Annotated in this window: 19 protein-coding genes; 8 read left to right on the top strand and 11 right to left on the bottom strand. The window is 34.1% G+C overall.

All coding sequences use genetic code 11. From position 1 onward, the window contains the following. Positions 1–355: 355 nt before the first annotated feature. Together L1276_RS19140 and L1276_RS19145 are read right to left on the bottom strand one after the other, a co-directional pair. The gene (locus tag L1276_RS19140) at positions 356–1,069 is read right to left on the bottom strand and encodes a LytTR family DNA-binding domain-containing protein (protein WP_253790676.1); all 714 of its coding nucleotides are present in this window, start codon (positions 1,067–1,069) and stop codon (positions 356–358) included. Further along, on the bottom strand, positions 1,042–2,040 hold the full coding sequence (locus L1276_RS19145; protein ID WP_253790678.1) for a sensor histidine kinase: 999 nt from the start codon (positions 2,038–2,040) through the stop codon (positions 1,042–1,044). The genes L1276_RS19140 and L1276_RS19145 overlap by 28 nt, the downstream gene beginning before the upstream one ends. Positions 2,041–2,221: 181 nt before the next feature. Between L1276_RS19145 and L1276_RS19150 the strand changes: the two genes are divergently transcribed. The 5 genes from L1276_RS19150 (at position 2,222) to L1276_RS19170 (ending at position 7,235) form a co-directional block, all read left to right on the top strand. Further along, positions 2,222–3,211, top strand: coding sequence for a DUF6268 family outer membrane beta-barrel protein (locus tag L1276_RS19150; RefSeq protein ID WP_253790679.1), 990 nt, complete (start codon positions 2,222–2,224; stop codon positions 3,209–3,211). Positions 3,212–3,240: 29 nt separating this feature from the next. Beyond that, on the top strand, positions 3,241–3,453 hold the full coding sequence (locus L1276_RS19155) for a hypothetical protein (RefSeq protein WP_071636493.1): 213 nt from the start codon (positions 3,241–3,243) through the stop codon (positions 3,451–3,453). Between the two features lie 248 nt (positions 3,454–3,701). Beyond that, entirely contained in the window at positions 3,702–5,231 is a 1,530-nt protein-coding gene (locus L1276_RS19160; RefSeq protein ID WP_253790681.1) for a SulP family inorganic anion transporter, read from the top strand. A 163-nt stretch (positions 5,232–5,394) separates the two neighbouring features. Further along, positions 5,395–6,303, top strand: a complete 909-nt coding sequence (locus L1276_RS19165) for an AraC family transcriptional regulator (protein WP_253790683.1) — start codon at positions 5,395–5,397, stop codon at positions 6,301–6,303. 92 nt (positions 6,304–6,395) lie between these two features. After that, positions 6,396–7,235, top strand: coding sequence for an oxidoreductase (locus tag L1276_RS19170; protein WP_253790685.1), 840 nt, complete (start codon positions 6,396–6,398; stop codon positions 7,233–7,235). A 437-nt stretch (positions 7,236–7,672) separates the two neighbouring features. Here L1276_RS19170 and L1276_RS19175 read toward each other — a convergent pair whose 3' ends face one another. The 9 genes from L1276_RS19175 to miaB form a co-directional block, all read right to left on the bottom strand. After that, positions 7,673–8,872 carry an ectonucleotide pyrophosphatase/phosphodiesterase gene (locus L1276_RS19175; protein WP_253790687.1) on the bottom strand — a complete coding sequence of 400 codons (1,200 nt, stop codon included), beginning with the start codon at positions 8,870–8,872 and terminating at the stop codon, positions 7,673–7,675. A 297-nt stretch (positions 8,873–9,169) separates the two neighbouring features. Beyond that, positions 9,170–10,801, bottom strand: a complete 1,632-nt coding sequence (gene groL, locus L1276_RS19180) for a chaperonin GroEL (protein WP_253790689.1) — start codon at positions 10,799–10,801, stop codon at positions 9,170–9,172. A gap of 129 nt (positions 10,802–10,930) precedes the next feature. Then, positions 10,931–11,206 carry a co-chaperone GroES gene (gene groES / locus L1276_RS19185; RefSeq protein WP_012023920.1) on the bottom strand — a complete coding sequence of 92 codons (276 nt, stop codon included), beginning with the start codon at positions 11,204–11,206 and terminating at the stop codon, positions 10,931–10,933. A 140-nt stretch (positions 11,207–11,346) separates the two neighbouring features. After that, entirely contained in the window at positions 11,347–11,688 is a 342-nt protein-coding gene (gene secG, locus L1276_RS19190) for a preprotein translocase subunit SecG (RefSeq protein WP_253790692.1), read from the bottom strand. 4 nt (positions 11,689–11,692) lie between these two features. Next, on the bottom strand, positions 11,693–13,441 hold the full coding sequence (locus L1276_RS19195) for a tetratricopeptide repeat protein (RefSeq protein ID WP_253790694.1): 1,749 nt from the start codon (positions 13,439–13,441) through the stop codon (positions 11,693–11,695). A 95-nt stretch (positions 13,442–13,536) separates the two neighbouring features. After that, positions 13,537–14,055: an LptE family protein gene (locus L1276_RS19200; RefSeq protein WP_253790696.1), complete on the bottom strand. Its 519-nt coding sequence runs from the start codon at positions 14,053–14,055 to the stop codon at positions 13,537–13,539. Between the two features lie 97 nt (positions 14,056–14,152). Next, positions 14,153–15,415, bottom strand: coding sequence for a sigma-54-dependent Fis family transcriptional regulator (locus L1276_RS19205; protein ID WP_253790698.1), 1,263 nt, complete (start codon positions 15,413–15,415; stop codon positions 14,153–14,155). 135 nt (positions 15,416–15,550) lie between these two features. Then, positions 15,551–15,922 carry a GxxExxY protein gene (locus L1276_RS19210; RefSeq protein WP_253790700.1) on the bottom strand — a complete coding sequence of 124 codons (372 nt, stop codon included), beginning with the start codon at positions 15,920–15,922 and terminating at the stop codon, positions 15,551–15,553. 87 nt (positions 15,923–16,009) lie between these two features. Further along, entirely contained in the window at positions 16,010–17,455 is a 1,446-nt protein-coding gene (gene miaB, locus L1276_RS19215; RefSeq protein WP_253790702.1) for a tRNA (N6-isopentenyl adenosine(37)-C2)-methylthiotransferase MiaB, read from the bottom strand. A gap of 502 nt (positions 17,456–17,957) precedes the next feature. Between miaB and topA the strand changes: the two genes are divergently transcribed. The 3 genes from topA (at position 17,958) to gldK (ending at position 23,287) form a co-directional block, all read left to right on the top strand. Beyond that, positions 17,958–20,474, top strand: coding sequence for a type I DNA topoisomerase (topA, locus tag L1276_RS19220; protein ID WP_253790704.1), 2,517 nt, complete (start codon positions 17,958–17,960; stop codon positions 20,472–20,474). A gap of 3 nt (positions 20,475–20,477) precedes the next feature. Beyond that, complete coding sequence (locus tag L1276_RS19225; RefSeq protein WP_253790706.1) at positions 20,478–21,629, top strand: formimidoylglutamase; 1,152 nt, start codon at positions 20,478–20,480, stop codon at positions 21,627–21,629. Positions 21,630–21,892: 263 nt separating this feature from the next. Next, entirely contained in the window at positions 21,893–23,287 is a 1,395-nt protein-coding gene (gene gldK / locus L1276_RS19230) for a gliding motility lipoprotein GldK (RefSeq protein WP_253790708.1), read from the top strand. The last annotated feature ends 41 nt before the right edge of the window (positions 23,288–23,328 follow it).

Genomic DNA, 23,328 nt, shown 5'->3' on the forward strand with positions numbered 1-23,328 from the left:
AAATCTTTTTCGGGAATTTTAAATTTTTTACCAAGATTTCTTATTGATTTACAACGATTTATTATTTCTTTGTCTAGAGTGGTAATATTAGGTTTACATCTTAAGCGTAAAATTTGCTTGTATATTTTTATATGTTTTGATGTCATTGTATTTTATATAGGATATTAATTTTATTCTATTAAAAATTTATTCTCGAACAATTATACTAATAAATAAAAACTCAACACCAAGTATTTTTACCCATTTTAAATAAAACCAATAAAACCAATAAAAAACAAAAAAGCCCAACCTAAAAAAGTTGAGCTTTTCAAAAATTATCTAATTATAAATTAACAAATTATCTCATTAAAAATGATTATCTAATTGTCAGATTATCCAATAAAATCTGATACTTCCTTCCCACAGGAATAATTTCCCCATTCGACATCGTAAGATTTTTAAAAGTAACCGCCGAGATTTTGTTTTTGTTTACAATATAAGAACGATGCACTTGTATAAAACTCGTGCTGTCAATTTCTGAAGCAATGCTAGAAAGCGAACCGTAAATAATATGTGGTAAATTGTGTTTCGTGCTGTAAAGTTTCATGTAATTGCCCAGACTTTCGATATAAACAATATCGCAAAGCGGCATATCGATTGTTTGTCCGTTTAAGCGGTAAGAGAAAGTTTTTGCGTTGGCATTATTTTCCTTTTTTAAACTGTTGCCGGAGAAATAAGTTTTGGCTTTTTCTATGGCTTTAGCAAATTTTTCGGGAGAAATGGGTTTTAGTAAATAATCGATCGCATCGTTTTGGTAAGCCGAAAGCGCAAAATCAGAATAAGCGGTGGTTACAATAGTGAGCGGTCGGTTGGGCTGCAGTTCCATTAATTCAACACCCGAAATTACAGGCATATTAATGTCCAGAAAAATAATATCGTATTGATTGGCATTAAGCAGTTTTACGGCTTCCATACCACTAAAAGCACTTCCGGAATGTTCCAGTTCGTCAAATTTTGAGATGTGCGAGGCAAGCGCTTTGTGCGCCGGCGATTCGTCGTCGATTATAAGACAGCGGTAGGTAAGTGCCATATACTTAATTTTACAACAAACATATTTTTTTCTTTTTTGCAGCTTAAATTATGGTGTAAACCATAAACTTCCAAACGTCTTTTTAGGTTTTCAATTCCAATTCCGGTACTTGAAAGACGCGATCCGGAATCCAGATAATTGTTTTTTATCGTAAAAGACAAATTATGGCATTTTACTTTTAAATCCAAAATAATAAACGGTTCGGCAGTTTCGGCAGAAAATTTAACTGCATTTTCTACCAAAGGTAAAAAGAATAAAGGCGGAATTTCGATTTCGTCAAAAGCACCTTCAAAATTCTGGGTTACATTTAAACGTTCGTTTCTAAAAGTATAATATTCAATATATTTTTTTATGAACGCAATTTCTTCTTCAACCAAAACATAATCTTTTTTGGTGGCTTCAATCTGGTAACGCAGCATATCTGAAAGATTCAGGATTCGGTCAGGAACTTTATCCGGTTCAGAAAGAGATTCTCCGTAGAGATTATTCATGGCATTCAGCAAAAAATGCGGATTTAACTGCTGTTTTAAAAACGAAAGTTCTGATTTGAAATTCATGATATCTTTATCAGCATCCATCATTTTTTTGGTGATGACAATATGGATAAAATAGAAAAACATTCCGTTGATAATCAGCGATAATATTTGAAGGGTTTTAAAATTTCCTAAACCTACAAGCGGAAAAAACCAATTCATGAAAAAATAAAAAGAAGTCCAGTAAATGGCAAAGAGTGCAAAAAATGTTTTAAGTTTTTTCCTGAATAAAAAAGGTTTGATAATAAAGAGGTTAAATATGGTAACCCAGATAATGCAAGGGAAATAGCCAATAGAAATCATACTGATCATATAACCCCAATTGTGGCCGTCTAACCGAATTTCATCGTAAACGCAGGCCAAAATTACAATAACTATGAAAGTGTGTACAATGAGGTTCCTGAGGAAAAAGTTCTGATAAATTTTGGAGATTGTCATAACGGCAAAATTAGTTTAATATTATAGTCTGCAGCTATTTGTGAGGGACAAATTATACAAACGCCATTCGTATAAATGATACGCCACTGGAATAAATATTCTATTATGATAAGAGCTTCTCGATTACTTTTGACCCGAATTTCAAATACCATCCAATACAAAATCTTATACATTCCAGTTTATGAAATCAAGAATCATTTCGGCAATAATCGTATTTACATCTCTGCATACAATGGCACAGGAAAAAGAACCGGGAATTAAAACATTTGGAAAAGCCATTGTAGATAAATTTCCAACAACACGAACTTTTGATGTGCAGTACGAACAGTTAGGGCCTGCAAATTACGATTCGGAATTATTTGGAAATAAATTTGAAAGAGGCCGAATCGAAAGTCATAACCGATTTAAAGCAGCTTTTAATCTGCCTTTTTACGCTTCAAAATCAAAACAATTTGTCTTGACAACTTCACTTCGTTATAAATATGAAAGTTATGAGTTTGGCGATATTTACAATTATGCCACTACGCAGACTTATACAAGAGATCTTCAGGAATTTCATCTATGGGGCGGTTCTTTAAGTGCAACTTATATGTCGTCACTTTTTAAAAAACCGGTTATTTACAATGCAACTGCGACTTTTGATGGAAATGAAGATGATTTTCAGCGTGTAAAAGGATTTGTTTCGGCTGTTGTTGTGTTGAAACGAACACCAAGTACAACCATTACGGTTGGTGCTTTGGCGATGTTAGATCCATCATCAATCATTCCGGTAACGCCGTTATTTTCATTAAACCACAAATTTAAAGATTCAAAATGGGATATGGATTTTATTTTACCGCAAAGACTTTTGTTTAGAAGAGAGTTGTTAGAAAACGGAAGAATTTCGTTTGGAACAGAACTGAATTCTGAAAGTTTTTACTTAAATTTAAATACCTCAAATTTAAATGGCGTTTACGAGCTCAATCAGCTGGAGTTAAAATCCGGGATTACCTACGAATATTGCTTTACGCCAAAAATAATAGCATTTGTAAAAGGCGGTGTAAATAACATTATAAGTACACGTATTACTGAAAAAGGTGAACGTACAAATCGATATGTATACGATCATAAAGAAGATGCGCAGGGATATTTTAGAGTTGGAATATCTTATAATCTTTTTCAGCAGAAATAATTCAGGATTTAAAATTAAAATAAATAGTTATGGTTGTTGAGGTTTTTAAAACGAATGTTTACAAAGAATCAGACAAAAATTATGTCATAGCCGTTATTCAGACTCAGTTTCCGGATTATAAAATCAATTTTGATCTTGAAGACTGCGATAAAATATTGCGTGTAGAAGGTGTTGAACCACAATACAATGATATCATTGATTATGTAAATTGTCTGGGTTATACCTGCATCCGTTTAGATTAACGTATTATTATATAAAACAGGTAAAAATACGCAGCTGTATATTTCGTTTTATAGATAGTTTTGTGCGATAATTTCATCTAAATATAAAAACTGCTCAAATGACAAGTTTCATTCTTTCTTTGTTTATTTTACTTCTAAAACAATTTTGTTAGTATAACAGTTTTTGTTTTTATCAGTTTTTCTGTTGTCTTTTTTTTGTCAAAAAGGGCAGTTCTGTTTTCGGGCATAATTTTCTACATTTGTGCGGTATGAAAAAAGCTTTCCAACTCTTCGATTTTACTCAAAAAGTCAATTACAAAAATGAAATATTAGCCGGTTTAACAGTCGCTATGACGATGATTCCAGAGTCATTGTCGTTTGCTATTTTAGCCGGATTTCCACCTTTGGTTGGATTATACGCCGCATTTATTGCCGGATTAGTTACGGCAATTTTTGGCGGAAGGCCCGGAATGGTTTCGGGCGGAGCAGGAGCAACGGTAATCGTTTTGATTGCCCTTATGAAATCGCACGGCATAGAATATGTTTTTGCTGCTGTTGCACTTGGCGGTGTAGTGCAAATTTGTATTGGACTTTTTAAACTCGGAAAATTTATTCGGTTAGTTCCTCAGCCTGTTATGTTTGGTTTTGTAAACGGATTAGCGGTTGTAATTTTCATGTCGCAGTTGGAGCAGTTTAAAACCATAGTAAACGGTCAGGTTTCGTGGCTTCAGGGAACTCCATTATATATTATGCTGGGTTTGGTAGCGCTGACGGTTGCGATTGTTTTAATTTTTCCTAAAATTACAAAAGCGGTTCCGGCATCTTTGGTTGCGATTATGATTGTTTTTGCTTTGGTAATTATTTTTAATATCGAAACCAAAACGGTCGAAGATATTGCTTCTGTTCAAGGTGGATTTCCTCCATTTCATATTCCAAACATTCCTATTTCTTTTGAGACTTTAAAAATTATTTTCCCGTATTCGGTAATTGTTGCCGCTGTTGGTTTGACTGAAGGTTTGCTTACGCTGAATTTAGTCGACGAAATAACTGGAACTCGCGGTAACAGCAATCGCGAATGTATTGCGCAGGGAAGTTCGAATATTTTAAACGGCTTTTTCTACGGAATGGGCGGCTGCCCTATGATTGCGCAGACTCTGGTAAATCTGGGCGCAGGATCCAGAGCCAGACTTTCGGGAATTATTGCTGCTTTGACGATTTTATTAATTATACTTTTTGGAGCGCCTGTAATAGGGAAATTGCCAATGGCCGCTTTAGTCGGTGTTATGATGATGGTGGCGATTACAACTTTTGAGTGGACGAGTTTCAGGATTATCAATAAAATGCCCAGACATGATATTTTTGTTGGAATTCTGGTTGCTTTAATTACAATTGTATTGCACAATCTGGCTTTGGCGGTTTTAATTGGTGTTATTATTTCAGCCTTGGTTTTTGCCTGGGAAAGTGCTAAAAGAATCCGCGCCAGACAATTTATTGATGAAAACGGCATAAAGCATTATGAAATTTACGGGCCGTTATTCTTTGGCTCAATAAGTGCTTTTTTAGAAAAATTCGACGTTCAGAATGATCCGGAACATGTTATAATTGATTTTAAAGAAAGCCGGGTTTCTGATATGTCGGCGATTGAAGCATTAAATAATTTGACTAAAAAATACAGTCAGGAAAATAAAACAATAGAATTACAACATTTAAGCTCAGACTGCAGACAATTACTTAAAAATGCCGATGCGGTAATTAACGTTAATGTTATTGAAGATCCGACGTATAAAGTGGTTAGTTAATTTGATAATTAGAAAATTTGTCAATTAGAAAATTATATTGACACCGTATATTGTAGAGACGCAACGTTAGTCTCTACAGAGATTCGTAATATTAATAATTATCTCATTTTCTAATTGCCACATTTTCTAATTAACTAAAGATTGATTTTTGTAACTTTACAAAATGAAAATGAGAGAAACTTTAGAAGATTTTTATACTGTAAAAATAAAAGGAATGCCCGAAAATCTTAAAAAAGAAATCGGACATTTTAATGTTTTTAAATTGGATGATTATATCGGAAGTATTTGTAATCCTTTACCTTATACCCGAAAAGACTTTTATAAAATCAGTCTGATCATCGGCAGAAACAAAGTGCATTATGCAGATAAAGTCGTGGCAATTGAAGATCAGGCTTTATTCTTTGCAAATCCTCAAATTCCGTATAGCTGGGAACATATCGATGAAAATCAGACGGGATTTTTCTGCATTTTTACCGATGCTTTTTTTAGTCAGTTTGGAAATTTAAAAGAATATCCTTTGTTTCAGCCCGGCGGTAATCCGGTGGTTGCGGTTTCTACAGAATTAGCAGAATCTTTAAAAACAGTTTATTTAAAGATGTTGGAAGAAATCAATTCAGATTATGCCTTTAAATATGATGTACTTCGAAATCTGGTTTTTGAAATTATTCATCTTGCGCTCAAAACGCAGACTGTAACTGCTTCATTATACAGTAAATCAAACGCTACAATTCGAATTTCTTCTTTATTTTTGGAATTACTAGAACGCCAGTTTCCTATAGAATCAACTGCGCAGCAAATTAATTTTCGTTCGCCTTCAGAATATGCCAATCAGTTAAATGTACATGTGAATCATTTGAATAAAGCATTAAAAGAAACAACCGGAAAAACAACTTCTCAAATTATTTCTGAAAGAATTGTTCAGGAAGCAATGATTTTGCTAAAACAAACCAATTGGAATATTAATGAAATTGCGTGGTGTTTAGGTTTTGAAGAATTGTCCCATTTTATCAATTTCTTCAAGAAAAATGTTCAGGTTTCGCCTAAAAACTATCGTTTGACTGAAATTGTTTGATTTTTGCAACTTCTGGTTTGATTGTTTCAATATTTGAGAAATACTTTGCCAATACCTTTGTCCTGTAATTAAAACGTAAAAAATTTAAAATCATGGGAAATAACAAAGTTTGGTTTATCACAGGTGCTTCAAAAGGACTTGGATTAGAATTAGCTAAAAAATTATTAGCAGAAGATTATAAAGTAGCGGCAACATCAAGAAGTGAATCTTCTTTAATTAAAGAACTAGGTAATGCATCAGAGAATTTTCTTCCTCTTGAAATGGATTTAGTCGACGAAAAAAGCGTTAAAAATGCCATTGAAGCAGCTGTAAGTCATTTTAAAACAATTGATGTTTTAGTAAATAATGCCGGTTATGGTTTATTGGGAGCATTGGAAGAATTAACAGATGCTGAATCAAGAAAAAATTTCGAAGTAAATGTGTTTGGATTGTTGAATGTAATCAGAAATACAATGCCTTATATGCGTGCTGCGGGATCTGGGCATATCTTTAATATTTCTTCTGTTGGAGGTTATTATGGAGAATTTCCAGGCTGGGGAATTTACTGCTCTACAAAATTTGCAGTTGCGGGTTTAACAGAATCTTTGGCAGCAGAAGTAAAATCATTTGGAGTTCACGCCACAATCGTTTATCCGGGCTATTTTAGAACTGATTTCTTAAAAGACAGTTCTTTATTACTGCCTCAAAATCCAATTGCAGATTATAAAGAAGTAAGACAATCTGAAAGTGCACACAAGGATGATATCAATCAAAATCAGCCGGGAGATCCTGTAAAATTAGCCGAAGCTTTGATTAAAGCGAGCCAGGATCAGAATCCGCCTTTGCATTTGTTTTTAGGTGAAGACGCTTATAATATGGCCAATCAAAAGATAGCAAGTGTTCAAAAGGAATTGGAGGGATGGAAATCGGTTTCTATTTCAACTGGATTTTAATTAGATAATTTGTCAATTAGAGAATTAGAGAATTAGAGAATTAGAGAATTTGTCAATTAGATAATGATTTGACATCATCTGTAGCTGTAGAGACGCACCGCAGTGCGTCTCACGCAACGTAACCACAATATTTGATTCTCGCATTGTATCTGATATTTATGTGCCGTAACAAACCCGACAGGTTTTTAAAACCTGTCGGGTTTAATGTATTGCCAATGTTGCGCATAAGACGCACTGCGCTGTGTCTCTACAGATATCTACTGTGTGATTTGTTTTTTTTTAATTGCCTCCTTCACAAAAAGGCTTTAGCCAAACTGTATAGTTTCACTAAAGGCTTTTTTTTATTCTGAATGCTGAACTCCAGCTTTAGCTGAAGGCAATTCAATTAATTATTCAATTCAATAATTTTCTAATTATCAAATTGCCACATTTTCTAATTAGCGAAGCATCGATTTTACATCGCTCAATTTTCCATCAATTTCACCAACTTGTAAGCCTAAAATGTGAGCAATTAAAGGATAAATAGATATGTTTGGAAAAGTTTTTACTGTTTTATTTACTTTAAAAGCAGGACCTTTTGCATAAAAAATGGCGTGCATATCTTTATTGTCATTGTCATAACCATGTGTTCCGCCTTTAATATGTGTACTTTCTTTGCTCACTAAACTATATCCTTTATCAGCTTCAATAACAAAATCATGAACACGCGGATTGGTTCCGTAATGCAGTCTTTCAGGAACTTCGGTTGATCTCCAAAATTTGATATTGGGTACTTTCTTTAATGCTTTTGCAATAGAATCCTGATAACCGGCTTTTGCCTGAAGACTCATAATAGGGTTGATTACATCTTTATAACCCAGCCATTCAGGTTTTAAATAATCCAGAACAGCGACTTTTTTATCATTGTTTATATTGGTCATTCCGTGATCTGAAACGATAATTAAATTGATTTGTTTTCCAATAGGGAGTTGATCTAATTTACGGGATAATTCTCCCATAATAGAATCCATTTTTGTTGCTGCTTTTTTAGTTTCAGGCGAAAGCGGACCATAATTATGTCCTGAATGATCTGGTTCGTCAAAATATAAAGTAACTAAATGCGGACGTTGTTTTTCAGGCAGCTGTAACCATTTTAATACCGTATCGATTCGAGCTCCATACGGAATTTTATTATCGTAATTTTTGAAATAACTAGGATTTCTTTTGTCAATATCAGATCCCGGCCAAAAGAAAGAAGCCGCTTTTACGCCTTGCTGTTCAGCGACATTCCAAATAGGGTTTCCGCCATAAAAACGAGAATCATTTTTTGCTTTGCTTGACAATGAAAACGATTCGTTTAAATCAGCATCGTAAAAAACATTATTAATAATTCCGTGATGATCCGGATAAAGTCCTGTTACAATAGTGTAATGATTTGGGAAAGTTTTGGTAGGATAAGAAGGTTTCATCGATTTTGCATGAACGCCTTTTTTAGCAATCTGCGGCAGATTTTGAAGATTAAACTGCTTAGCATAATCCCATCTAAAACCATCCATGGAAACTAAAACAACATAATTGTCTTTAGTATTTTGGGCTTGTAAAAATAATGAAAATATGAAGAAAATAAAGAACAGAAAGGGAGAGAAAAAATTTTTCATTATTGATAATTGTTGAGATGCAAATTTATTAATAACAGTTTTTATCAGCAAAAACAGAATGTTAAACAATTATAAATTAAAAAAAAAGTTTGCCACGAATTACACTAATTTACACGAATTATTTTTTTCTAATCTTTACGAATATTTTTTGCCACAGATTAGAGGATTAAAAAGATTATAATCTGTGGCAAACCTTTTTTTTACGCAAAACAATTCGTGGAAATTCGTGCAATTTGTGGCAAACAAAAAAACGCCGGATATAAATCCAGCGTTTTTAAGTTTTAAGAAGAGAATGAATTACATCATTCCTGGCATTCCGCCTCCCATTGGCATTCCGCCTCCGGCATTTTCTTCTTTGATATCGATTAATGCACATTCTGTAGTTAAGATCATTCCAGAAACAGATGCAGCATTTTCAAGAGCTACACGAGTTACTTTTTTAGGATCGATAATTCCAGCTGTAAGCATATCTACATATTCGTCAGTTTTAGCGTTGTATCCAAAATCACCTGAACCTTCAGAAACTTTAGCAACAACTACAGAACCTTCTAGACCAGCATTTTCAACAATTGTTCTTAATGGAGATTCAACTGCGCGAGATACAATCTGGATTCCAGTTGCTTCGTCAGCGTTATCTGCTTTAAGAGAAGCTAAAGCAGCTTTTGCTCTTAATAAAGCAACACCGCCTCCAGCAACAATTCCTTCTTCAACAGCAGCGCGAGTTGCGTGTAAAGCATCATCAACTCTGTCTTTTTTCTCTTTCATTTCAACTTCAGAAGCTGCACCAACATAAAGAACTGCAACACCTCCGGCTAATTTAGCCAAACGTTCCTGAAGTTTTTCTTTATCATAATCAGATGTTGTAGTTTCCATCTGACCTTTAATTTGATTTACACGGTTTTTGATGATATCTGCTTCACCAGCACCACTTACGATAGTTGTATTGTCTTTATCGATAGAAACTCTTTTTGCGTTTCCTAACATTTCGATAGTTGTATTTTCAAGAGTATATCCTCTTTCTTCAGAGATTACAGTTCCTCCGGTCAAGATAGCGATATCTTCTAACATAGCTTTTCTTCTGTCTCCAAAACCAGGTGCTTTTACAGCAGCAATTTTAAGAGCACCACGAAGTTTGTTTACTACTAAAGTAGATAAAGCTTCTCCGTCAACATCCTCAGCAATAATTAATAATGGTTTTCCTGATTGTGCAACCGGCTCTAAAACTGGTAATAATTCTTTTAAAGAAGATACTTTTTTGTCGTATAATAAGATATATGGAGAGTCTAATTCAACTTCCATTTTCTCTGGATTTGTTACGAAATAAGGAGAAAGATATCCTCTGTCAAACTGCATTCCTTCAACAACGTCAACAAAAGTATCAGTTCCTTTAGCCTCTTCAACAGTAATAACACCTTCTTTACCCACTTTTGCGAAAGCTGTAGCGATTAATTCACCAATAACTTCGTCATTGTTAGCAGAGATAGAAGCGATTTGTTTGATTTTGTCAGAATCACTTCCAACAACCTTAGCCTGAGAAGCTAAGTCAGCAACGATAGCTTCAACAGCTTTATCGATACCACGTTTTAAATCCATTGGATTTGCGCCTGCAGCAACGTTTTTAAGACCTTCTTTTACGATAGCCTGAGCTAACACTGTAGCAGTTGTAGTTCCGTCACCTGCTAAATCATTGGTTTTAGAAGCAACTTCTTTTACCATTTGAGCGCCCATGTTTTCTAATGGGTCTTTTAATTCGATTTCTTTTGCAACAGAAACACCATCTTTAGTAACTGTTGGTCCGCCAAATGATTTTCCAATGATTACATTACGACCTTTTGGTCCTAGAGTTACTTTTACAGCATTTGCTAATGCATCAACACCACGTTTTAATCCGTCACGTGCTTCAATATCAAATTTTATATCTTTTGCCATTTTTTTTATTTGCTTTAGGCAGTAGGCTTTAAGCTTTCTACTGCTGGATTAAGTTTGTTTAAAGTTTGATTTGTTTCAAGTTATTTTAGTCTTAATTCATAAATACTCACAACTTGATACATATTATTTTTAAATTATCGCTAAGATATCATCCTCACGCATGATCAGATAATCAGTTCCTTCCAGTTTTAATTCTGTTCCTGCGTATTTACCATAAAGTACAGTATCACCAACTTTTACGGTCATAGTGTGGTCTTTAGATCCGTTTCCTACTGCAACAACAGTTCCTTTTTGTGGTTTTTCTTTGGCAGTATCTGGAATAAAAATCCCTGAGGCAGTTTTAGTTTCAGCAGCAACAGGCTCAATAAGTACTCTGTCTGAAAGCGGTTTAATGTTTAAGGCCATGATTTTATATTATTATAGTTATACGTTTTTTAATGTTCTTTTAAACTTTCAGAAATTATGCCATGCTCTGTAAACTGACATTTTTTCCTAAAAAAAATGCCAGCTTTGACAGGCTGGCATTTTAATTTATATCAAAATTATTATTTTGCTGCTGGTGCTGCCGGAGCAGGAGTTTGCTGTGCTGGTGCAGCTGGTGCAGTTGCAGCCGGAGCTTCACCTTTTTCAATAATTTTAGATCCTGTATCACCTAAAGCTCCAGTGAAGCTTAAGCTTGAAAGCAAGATTAAAGCAATCAGAATAGTAGCTAATGTCCAAGTACTTTTGTCTAAAAAGTCAGTTGTTTTTTGTACACCGCCTAACATTTGAGTTCCGCTGATAGTAGAAGATAATCCTCCTCCTTTAGGGTTCTGTACCATAATTACTACGATCAATAGAAAGCAAACTATTGTGATTAAAACTAAGAAAATTGAAAATGTGCTCATTGTATTAATTGTTATTGTTATTTTGTTGTAAAATCTTTATATCCGAAATGCGGTCTGCAAAGAAACTAATTTTTTCTGGATATTTCAAAATTAATATTTCATATGCTTGTATGGCCTTTGTATATTTTTTTTGTTCCAAATATACTCGTGCTAAAGTCTCTGTCATAAGGTATGAACTTTCCTCTTCATTGATGTTAAATTGAATAGGAGGAGTTGCCATTGTTGGTTTTATAGGAGAAATTTTTGGGTTTGCTTCTATAAATCTGTCAATAATTTCGGCCTTTTTCTTTTTTTCTTCCTCAACAGAAACTATTTCAGTTGTTTCAGTGGTTTTTTTTTCACCGTTTTCACTTTCGTTTGAAGTTTCGCTGCGGTCAATAGGTTCTGCTCTTGCCAGTTGAAGCCATTCCTGGAAAGAATGTTTTTCGCTTACAGAAAAATCGATCGGTTTTCCTATTTCTAAATTTTCCTGAGCTTCTTTTACGGTTTCAGAAATTTCAATCTCAGGAGTTTCAACCTCAGGAGTTTCAACCTCAGGAGTTTCGAATTCTAAAAGCTCAACTTTTTCAGTAATTTCTTCAATAACAGCTGATTCTTCGGTAGTTTTTACTTCTTCGGCAATTACAGGTTCTTCAAAAGTAACATTTGCTGCTTCTTTTATAGACACCAGAACTGATTCTTCAACTGGATCAATATGTACTTCCGGAATTTCATCATCTACAAATTCATCAAAGAAAGTAGCTCTCACAACAGGTTTTTCGATAACCGAATCAGCTGTTTTTTCTTCAACTTCTGCTACTTCTTTAAAAGTATTTAATATTTCTTCTTCACTTGGTGCAGCAATTGTTTCTTCTTCTGGAGCTGGTTCAAAAGCTGGCTCTTCAGTTTCAGTAACTTCTTTAAAAGTATTTAGTATTTCTTCTTCACTTGGAGTGAGAACAGATTCAATAACGACTCCTTCAACTGGTTTGTCTTTTATTTCTTCAGTTTCTACAGAAGTGTTTGTCATTTCTTCTTCTTCAAAAATTTCAATTGAATTGTTTACAGCTTCAGCTGTTTCTTCAACTTCAGTTACTTCTTTAAAAGAATTGAATATCTCTTCTTCGTTTAGAATTGCGATTGGCTGTTCAGAAATTATTTCTTCTTTATTTTCTTCAACTTCGCTGATTTCTTTGAAAGTACTTAGTATTTCTTCTTCGGTTGGAATAATGAACTCAGTTTCTTCAATTATTTGTTCTTCAGTTTTTGTTAAAGGATCAGTTACAATTTGCTCTGTTTGAGTTGAAACTGACTGCTCAATAATAGGTTCTTCTGTTTTTTGTTGAATTTTAGAAGGCTCTTCAAAAACTACCGTTGTCGCTTCTTTAATCGATTTTAAAATAGATTGTTCAATAGGATCGATACGAACTTCCGGAGCTTTCTTAACTTCTTCAAATGTAACAACCTCACTGTCAAAAACATTAATCTCTAAAAGGTCTTTAAGTTTTTGATCGTAAAAATCATTCTGAATAGAAGTAAAGGTTTCAGAAGTTATAAAGTCAAACAAAACCGAACGATCTGCGGTATGTGCAGCCGTTACTTTTAAAGCATAATTATACTTAAAACTGTTTTGATTGTAAAGCCCTTTTAGTCGAAGTGCTCTTGCACTTTGAAAATATGGAAATTCATTCAAAACACTTCCTAATGCTTCTGCCTGCTTTTCTGTAATAGCATCGGGTTTGTTCATTAAGTAGGTATAATCAGTAACGTTCATTATTTATTGTTTAATCGTTATTTTTGTTTAATCGTTTATGTTTAAATGCTTTAAAAATCGATTAAATGGTTAACCGATTTTGACAAATAAACATTTTACCATTTTGCCAGTGATTCATTAAAAATATCCTGAGTAATTCTCTCAAAAATAGTTTTAACAGCCTCATTTAAAACTGATCCCGTTGGAAGTGCTGTTCCGGGGAAATCGTAATAAAATTCAAAAGGCTTTTCAAAATCATCTGTTTCTTTCTTTTTATTTGTAAACCTTACATTAATACGAATTGTCAAACGGTTTTGTGCAGCGCCAACATCACCTGTTGATGTCACAGCTGTTGCTGTCATTGGCGTGATTCTGTAATCAACAATTTCACCTTCATAAGCTAGTTCACCTCCATTACTTACCAGGTTTAAATTGGTCTGATTCATAATCAAATCCTGTAATGCCAATGTAAAGTCTCTGTCGATTCCAGGCTCAACCAAATCAGCATTATTGTGAAAAAAGCTAACCTGAAAAGTTTTAGCATCTATTGGACTTGCTCCTGTAAAGTTATAAACGCCGCATCCGCTGAAAGTTGTTGCAGCTAATAGGAGTAAAAGATATTTTATGTGTTTCATTTTATTTTGAGGATTGCTTTGCCAGTTTGCTGAGGCTAGGGTCAAAGATATTCATTTCGTTTAAAACATTTTTGAGTTTTAACTTCTTTGGCGGAAATTACAAATCAAATTGTTTAATTTTTCGGTATAAAGTTCTTTCTGAAATCCCTAGTTCATCTGCAGCAGCTTTTCGTTTTCCTTTATTTTTCTCTAATGATTTTTTGATCATTTCAATTTCTTTTTGTTCCAAACGCAGAATTTCTTCTTCTTCAATAGTTTCGGCAAACAAATAATTGTCTTCTGGAATCTGCTGATAATTTTCTTCGCGAACACTTGGTGTCATAACCGCAGTTCTTGGTTCTTCTTCAAAATCAATTTCACTGTCATTTTCCTGAGAGCCGTATATTTTCTGAATCAAATTTGGATTAATATCCTGCATTTTAGAAGTCCCGCCATTTTTCATTAATTCTAAAGTCAGCTTTTTCAAATCGTTTAAGTCACTTTTCATATCAAAAAGTACTTTGTAAAGGATATCTCTTTCGGTGCTAAAATCGCTGTCTTTCTTTTTGTCATTTATTACAGAAGGCAGATTGCTTCCTTCTGATGGAAGATAAGAAGATAGTGTAGAGGCCGAAATCTCACGATTGGTTTCTAAAACTGAAATTTGTTCTGCCACATTTCGAAGCTGGCGAATGTTTCCGTTCCATCTAAATTTTTGAAGTACGTTTACCGCATCATCATCTAATTTTAATGGTGGCATTTTGTATTTATGGGCAAAATCGGCCACAAATTTTCTGAACAATAAATGAATGTCGTCATTTCGCTCACGCAAAGGCGGCAATGTAATCTCGACTGTTGTTAAACGATAGTATAAATCCTCACGAAATTTTCCTTTTTCGATTGCATTAAACAAGTTTACGTTTGTTGCCGCTACAATACGAACATTGGTTTTTTGAACCTGAGATGAACCTACTTTTATAAATTCACCATTTTCAAGAACACGCAGTAATCTAACTTGAGTTGTAAGTGGTAATTCCCCAACTTCATCAAGAAAGATCGTTCCGCCGTCAGCAACTTCAAAATACCCTTCACGTGTGCTTGTCGCACCTGTAAAAGCCCCTTTTTCGTGTCCAAAAAGTTCACTGTCAATAGTTCCCTCCGGAATCGCTCCGCAGTTTACGGCAATATATTTACCATGCTTTCTGTGTGAAAGAGAATGTATGATTCTAGGAATGTTTTCTTTACCAACACCACTTTCCCCAGTTACCATAACCGAAATATCAGTCGGAGCAACCTGAATGGCTTTTTCTATGGCACGATTTAATTTTGGATCATTACCAATAATCTCAAATCGTTGTTTTATTGCTTGAACTGTTTCCATATCGATTTTGTTTCAAGTTTTTAATTGTTTTAGGTTTCAAGTTTTATAACTTTGACCATAAACTTTTAAACTTTTGGCTTATATTTTTTCTTTTGCCACGAATTTCACGAATTTTCACGAATTTTTGAAATTGGCTTAATGAATAACTCTTTTATGTTGTAATGACTTTTTATTAAAGTTAACAATAATTCCTAAATCACTATCTGCAAGTTTTAAATAATTAATTGTTTGAGCCGTATGTTCATCAATTATATCTTTTGACGCTTTAACTTCTAAAATAATTTCATCATAGACCACAAAATCAGCATAGAATTTATGGGCTAAAACAATGTCTTTGTATTTAATGTTATATTCCTTTTCACGTTCAAATGGAATATTGTGTTTCCTAAATTCATACTCCAATGCATCTTTGTAAACTATTTCAAGAAGTCCTCCGCCAAGTATTCTATGAATTTCCATGCAAATGCCAACAATTTTATAATACTCTTCTTTTCTGTACAATTCCATAAATTCACTTTTTAAGCAAATTTATTAAACGAGGAACAAAATGAAAGAAAATTCGTGTAAATTAGTGGAATTTGTGGCAGATAAGTTTTAATTCATTTCACTCAAACCTACAGCTTCACCTTTTAAAGTTCCACTCGTACAGCTTGTGATTTTTACGTTTACGAAATCACCAATTTTATAATTCTCTTTCGGAAAAACTACCGTAATACTTTGAGAATTTCTTCCTGAGAATTCTTCTTTTGACTTCTTAGAAACCTTTTCTACTAAAACTTCAACTGTCTTTCCAACAAATTCTTCACTTCTAAACCAAGCGTGTTTTTGCTGTAAGTCTACAATTTCCTGCAATCTTCGTGCTTTAGTTTCTTCTTCAACATCATCTTTCATTTTTCTTCCGGCCAAAGTTCCGGGACGTTCAGAATACGAATACATGTAACCGAAATTATATTTTACATATTCCATTAAACTCATCGTATCTTGGTGATCTTGTTCAGTTTCAGTTGGGAAACCGGCAATCATATCCTGCGAAATCGAAGCGTCCGGAACAATTGCTCTGATTTTATCAATCAAAGTCATGTATTCTTCACGAGAGTGCAGACGATTCATTTCTTTCAAAATTCGGTTACTTCCAGATTGAACCGGCAAGTGAATATGTTTACAGATATTTGGATATTTCGCAATAACATGAAGAATGCTTTCATGCATGTCCTGCGGATTAGAAGTCGAAAATCGAATACGCATTTTAGGAAAGCCAACAGCAACCATTTCAAGTAATTGATCAAAATCGACTGCAGTTGCTTTTTGCATATCTGAAGCATTTACGAAATCTTTTTTCAAACCGCCGCCGTACCAAAGGTAACTGTCAACGTTTTGGCCAAGAAGTGTAATTTCCTTAAAGCCTTTATTCCATAAATCCTGAATTTCGTTCATAATACTTTGCGGTTCACGGCTTCGCTCGCGTCCGCGTGTAAAAGGAACAACGCAAAACGTACACATATTATCGCACCCGCGAGTGATTGAAACTAAAGCAGTAATTCCGTTACTCATCAAACGAACTGGTGAAATATCTCCGTAAGTTTCTTCTTTTGATAAAATTACATTAATAGCGTCACGTCCTTCTTCAACTTCTGCTAATAAATTCGGCAGATCTTTGTAAGCATCAGGACCAACAACAAGATCAACTATTTTTTCTTCTTCCAAAAACTGACTTTTTAAACGCTCGGCCATACAGCCCAAAACGCCCACTTTCATTTTTGGATTCGTGCGTTTTACGGCATTATATTTTTCAAGACGTTTACGAATAGTTTGTTCTGCTTTGTCACGAATTGAGCACGTGTTAACCAAAACCAAATCAGCTTCTTCTAAAATAGAAGTGGTGTTATATCCACCTTCAGATAAAATGGAAGCTACGACTTCACTGTCCGAAAAATTCATCGCACAACCGTAACTTTCTATAAATAGTTTTTTAGTATTCTCAGGTTTATTCTCTAAAACAAGACTTTGACCCTGTTTACTTTCTTCAATAATCTTTTCCATTGTAAAATTTCAAAGTGCAAAGATAGGGTAAATACGGTCAATATGACAAGATGGCAGAGGAGAAATTTTAGATTTTGGATTTTAGATTTGAGATTGATAGAAAGAAAATCAATTAGTGAGGAATATAAAATCTCAAATCAGCAATCTAAAATATTAAACAGCCACTGATTGAAGATTAAATAGATTCTCAAAGTTTAGTGAATATTGCAAAGAACTTTCAATTTATATTAAATCTTTGCGTAAAAACCTTGTGAACTTTGCGGTTAAATTTCAGATTAAGTAACTCACATTTTATGTTGAAGTTATAATACCTGGTTTCATAATCTAAAATAAAGAGATTTCTCGGTCATGAATCATTAAAAGTCATACCTATATATATATTACAGAATATTACAGATAAATCTGCAATTTTAAGTTTCATAATATCAAAATACCTCAAAAATGCATTCGTAAGGTTAATATTTAAAAAAAATAAATACTTTTGTTGCAGAAAATAAGAGCAATGGCAAAGAATTTAGTAATAGTGGAATCACCTGCAAAGGCGAAAACGATCGAGAAATTTCTTGGGAGTGATTTTCAGGTGGAGTCAAGTTATGGTCACATAGCCGACTTACCATCAAAGGAAATAGGAGTAGATGTTGAGAATGGGTTTAAACCTAAATATGAAGTTTCTCCAGATAAAAAAGCCTTGGTAAGTAAACTTAAAACATTATCTAAAAATGCCGAAACGGTTTGGTTAGCAAGTGATGAGGACCGCGAAGGAGAAGCTATTTCATGGCACTTGGCGGAAGAATTGAAACTGGATACAAAAAAAACAAAGCGAATTGTTTTTCATGAAATCACAAAATCTGCGATTTTAAAAGCAATCGAAAACCCAAGAGAAATTGATTATAATTTAGTAAATGCACAACAGGCACGTCGTGTTTTGGATCGTTTAGTAGGTTATGAATTATCTCCGGTTTTATGGAGAAAGATCAAAGGCGGACTTTCTGCTGGTCGTGTACAATCTGTTTCTGTACGTTTAATTGTTGAAAGAGAACGCGAAATCCAAAACTTTAATGCAGTAGCAACGTATTCTATTGTTGCCGAATTTGTAAACGAAGCCGGAAAAGCTTTCAAAGCAAAACTGCCAAAAAATTTCAACACTAAAAAAGAAGCCGAAGATTTCTTAAACAAAAATATCGGTTCTAAATATAAGGTAGCAGATTTAGAAACTAAACCTACCAAAAAATCACCAACAGCACCATTTACAACTTCTACATTGCAGCAGGAAGCAGCAAGGAAATTGTATTTGCCAGTTGGAATTACAATGCAGCTAGCACAGCGTTTGTACGAAGCGGGACTTATTACGTATATGAGAACGGACTCGGTGAATCTTTCAAAAGATGCAATGAACGCGGCTGAAGCAGAAATTATAAAATCGTACGGAAAAGAATTCTCTAAACCGAGAACTTTTGCAACGAAAAGTAAAGGAGCGCAAGAAGCACACGAAGCAATACGTCCGACAGATATGTCTCGCCATACCGTAAATATCGATCGTGATCAGGCTCGTTTATATGATTTGATCTGGAAAAGAACTTTAGCTTCGCAAATGAGCGATGCTCAATTAGAAAGAACAAATGTGAAAATCGAAGCTGATAATCACAGCGAAATTTTTACAGCTTCTGGAGAAGTTTTACTTTTTGAAGGTTTCTTAAAAGTATATTTAGAAGGGCATGATGATGATGAGGAAGAGCAAGAAGGAATGCTTCCGGCACTAAAAGTAAACGAAAAACTGGCTAATAACTATATTACAGCTACAGAACGATATTCTAGACCGCCTGCAAGATATACTGAGGCATCTTTGGTGAAAAAACTAGAGGAACTAGGAATTGGACGTCCGTCAACTTACGCACCGACTATTTCAACTATTATCAACAGAAATTATGTTGAAAAAGGAACTCTTGAAGGTCAGGAACGTAATTATACGCAGCTTACTTTGCAAAACAGTAAAGTAGGAGAGAAGCTTTTAAAAGAAAATACAGGTTCTGATAAAGGAAAATTGGTTCCAACAGATATTGGAACGATCGTAACGGATTTCTTGGTTAAAAACTTCGGAAATATTTTAGATTATAATTTTACTGCAAAAGTGGAACAGGATTTCGACGAAATTGCCGAAGGAAATATTGACTGGGCAAAAATGATGCAGGATTTCTACAATAAATTTCACCCAAATGTAAAAGAGGTTGAGGCAAATGCTGAACGCGAAAGCGGTGAAAGAATTTTAGGTAAAGATGCTGACGGAAGACAAGTTTCTGTTCGTTTAGGAAAATTTGGGCCAATGGCTCAGATTGGAGAAGCAGATGATGAAGATAAAAAGTTTGCCAGCTTAATGGCAGATCAAAATATTGGAAATATTACACTTGAAGAAGCTTTAAATTTATTTTTGCTTCCTAAAAATTTAGGAGAATATAAAGGAGAAGAAGTAGAAGTGAGCAACGGTCGTTATGGTCCTTATGTTCGTCACGGAAGTGTATTTATTTCATTACCTCGCGGTGAAGATCCTTTAAATGTTACTAAAGAAAGAGCTCAGGAACTAATTGACGAAAAAGCACTTGCTGATGCGCCAATTGCAGTTTATAAAGGAGAAGCTGTTCAAAAAGGTGTGGGACGTTTTGGTCCTTTCATTAAATGGAATGGTCTTTTTGTAAATGTGAGCAAAAAATACAATTTTGATAATTTATCTCAGGCTGATGTTGAGGAATTAATTGAAGATAAATTACAGAAAAACATTGATAAAGTTCTTCATAATTGGGAAGATGAAGGGATTACAGTTGAAAAAGCACGCTGGGGCCGTTCAGTTATTTTAAAAGGTAAAATCAAAATTGAATTAAGCAAAGATGTTGATGCAGCAAAATTAACATTGGCCGAAGTTCAGGAAATGATAGAGAAAAAAGCACCCGCTAAAAAAACCGCTGCGAAGAAAACCACAGCAGCAAAAAAAGCACCGGCAAAAAAAACAGCAGCAAAAAAGAAATAAAGAATGGAATTTGATTTTCTAGAGCCTTTAAATGACGGAATTTTAAAATTCATTAGTTCATTGTCTTCACAAGAACTGGGAAGTAAGATTGTATTGCATACCCAAGATCAATTTCCGGATATAAGTAAAATTAACATTGCGATTGTAGGTGTTCTTGAAGACCGACGCAACATTAATATGGTTAATGAAGTTAATCTTACTTCTGTTCGAAAAAAACTTTACGGAATGTTTCCTGGCAATTGGGATGCATCAATTGCAGACTTAGGAGATATTCTTGCAGGCGACTCTGTAGAGGATACCTATTTTGCAGTAAAAAAAGTGGTATCAAGTTTAATTAAGAATAAAGTCATTCCTATAGTCCTGGGAGGTTCTCAGGATTTAACTTACGCTTTGTATCGCGCTTACGATGATTTAGAGCAAATGGTAAATATGGTTTCTGTCGATAATAAATTTGATTTTGGTAAAGAAAATGAATCAGTTTCGGCTAATTCTTACTTGACTCAAATTATTATTAATGAACCAAACAATCTTTTTAATTACTGTAATATAGGATATCAAACCTATTACAATTCTCAGGAAGAAATTGATTTAATTGAAAAACTGTTTTTTGATGCTTATCGTTTAGGCGAAATTTCAAACAATATTGCTCTGGCAGAACCCGTGTTTAGAGATGCTGATTTAGTTAGTATCGATTTAAATTCGGTAAAGTCTTCTGCTTCAGGAAATATGGTTTCTTTTGAGCCGAATGGTTTCAACGGAAAAGAGATATGTTCTTTGGCCAGATATGCAGGAATCAGTGATAAAGTCTCGTCTTTCGGGATCTTTAATCATAATAGTACATTGTCGGAAGCGCCTATTATGGCCCAGATAATCTGGTATTTTATTGAAGGGTATCACTATCGTTCAAAAGAATATCCGTTTGGAAGCAGAACAAACTATTTGAAATATATTGTTCCTCTGGAAGAAGAAGAGCTTGTGTTTTATAAAAGTGACAAAACAGAACGCTGGTGGATCGAAATTCCATTCGAAATAAACGGCAGCAATAAATTAAAAAGAAATACGTTATTACCGTGTTCTTATGATGAATATTTGAGCGCTTGTAATCAAGAATTGCCAGAAAGATGGTGGAAAGCACAGCGAAAAAACGCTTTGTAGAGTAAAATTTCGAAAGAAATCTTAATTTTTTTAATTTTTAGGAAAATAAGTTAAAATAGTTAGTAGGAAAAATAGTATTTATTATAAAATTTAACGTTTTACGTCGATTTTTTTAATCAGTTTATCGAGGAAATATTTTTTTTTTATTTTATTTAACATTATTTTTGAACGGTAAAAGAAAATTCGCAAATAGGTATTGTTTTTTAGATAAATAATAAATACGTTTACGGACTTTTAATAATGAATAGATAATCCAAATTTATATGAAGAAGTTTATTGCATTTGCAGCAATGTTAACACTAGTAATCGGCTGTGGTAAGTCAGGTGATAAAGGTGAATTAGTTGGTGTTACAGGAGGGAAATGGCATCCTGAAAAACCGTATGGAATGACTTTGGTTCCGGGTGGATCTTTTATTATGGGTAAATCTGATGGTGACTTAGCTAATGTAGAAGATGCTCCAACAAAAACCGTAACAGTTCGTTCGTTTTATATGGACGAGACAGAGATCACTAATAGTGAGTACCGTCAATTTGTAGAATGGGTAAAAGATTCTACAATGAGAGTTCGTCTTGCTATTTTAGCTGATGAAACTGGTCAAAAAAGTACTGGTGACAAAGGTAAAAAAGGCGGTAGTATTTCTGATTATGCATTTAATGATTCTGAGCCGGATAAAATGACGGCTTACGATAAATATATGTATGATAACTACTATAGTGTAGGAACAAAAGATGATCCGTATGCTGGTAGAAAATTAAATAAAAAAGTTAAGTTAATTAGAGATACTAAAGCTTATCCAGATGAGTATTATGCTGAAGTAATGGACTCTATGTATTTACCAATTGAAGAATCATATAATGGTTTAAGAACAATTGACGTAAATAAATTGAAATTCCGTTATTCTTGGATGGATATTCAAGCAGCTGCAAAAGCTAAAGTTGGAAAAAGAAAAGACTTCGTTAAAACGGAACAAGTTAGTGTATATCCTGATACAACAGTTTGGATTAAAGATTTCGCATATTCATATAATGAGCCAATGCATAACGATTACTTCTGGCATAAAGCTTATGGAGATTATCCGGTAGTTGGTGTAACTTGGAAACAAGCTAAAGCATTCTGTGCTTGGAGAACTTTAAATAAAAACAGCTATATTAAATCAAAGAAAAAAGGACGTGATTTAGTTAACGCATTCAGACTTCCAACAGAAGCAGAATGGGAGTATGCTGCAAGAGGTGGTCTGGAGTCTGCTACATACCCTTGGGGAGGTCCTTACACTAAGAGTGACAGAGGATGTTTCATGGCAAACTTTAAACCTAACAGAGGAGATTATGCTGCTGATGAAGCTTTATATACTGTTGAAGCAAAATCTTACGAGCAAAACGGATACGGATTATATAACATGGCCGGAAACGTTTCTGAGTGGACTGATTCAGCTTACAATCCTAATGCATACGAATATGTTTCTACAATGAACCCTAACGTAATTGATGGAAACAACCAAAGAAAAGTGGTTCGTGGCGGATCTTGGAAAGATGTTGCTTACTTCCTACAAGTAAGTACTCGTGATCACGAATATGCTGATTCTGCAAGAAGTTACATTGGTTTCAGAACTGTACAAGATTACATGGGAACTCAAGTAACAGGAGGCGGAAGAAAATAATAATAATAGCGTGTATAATTAAATCAATATACAAAAACCAA

Source organism: Flavobacterium sp. HSC-32F16, assembly GCF_024171645.1.
GTDB lineage: Bacteria > Bacteroidota > Bacteroidia > Flavobacteriales > Flavobacteriaceae > Flavobacterium.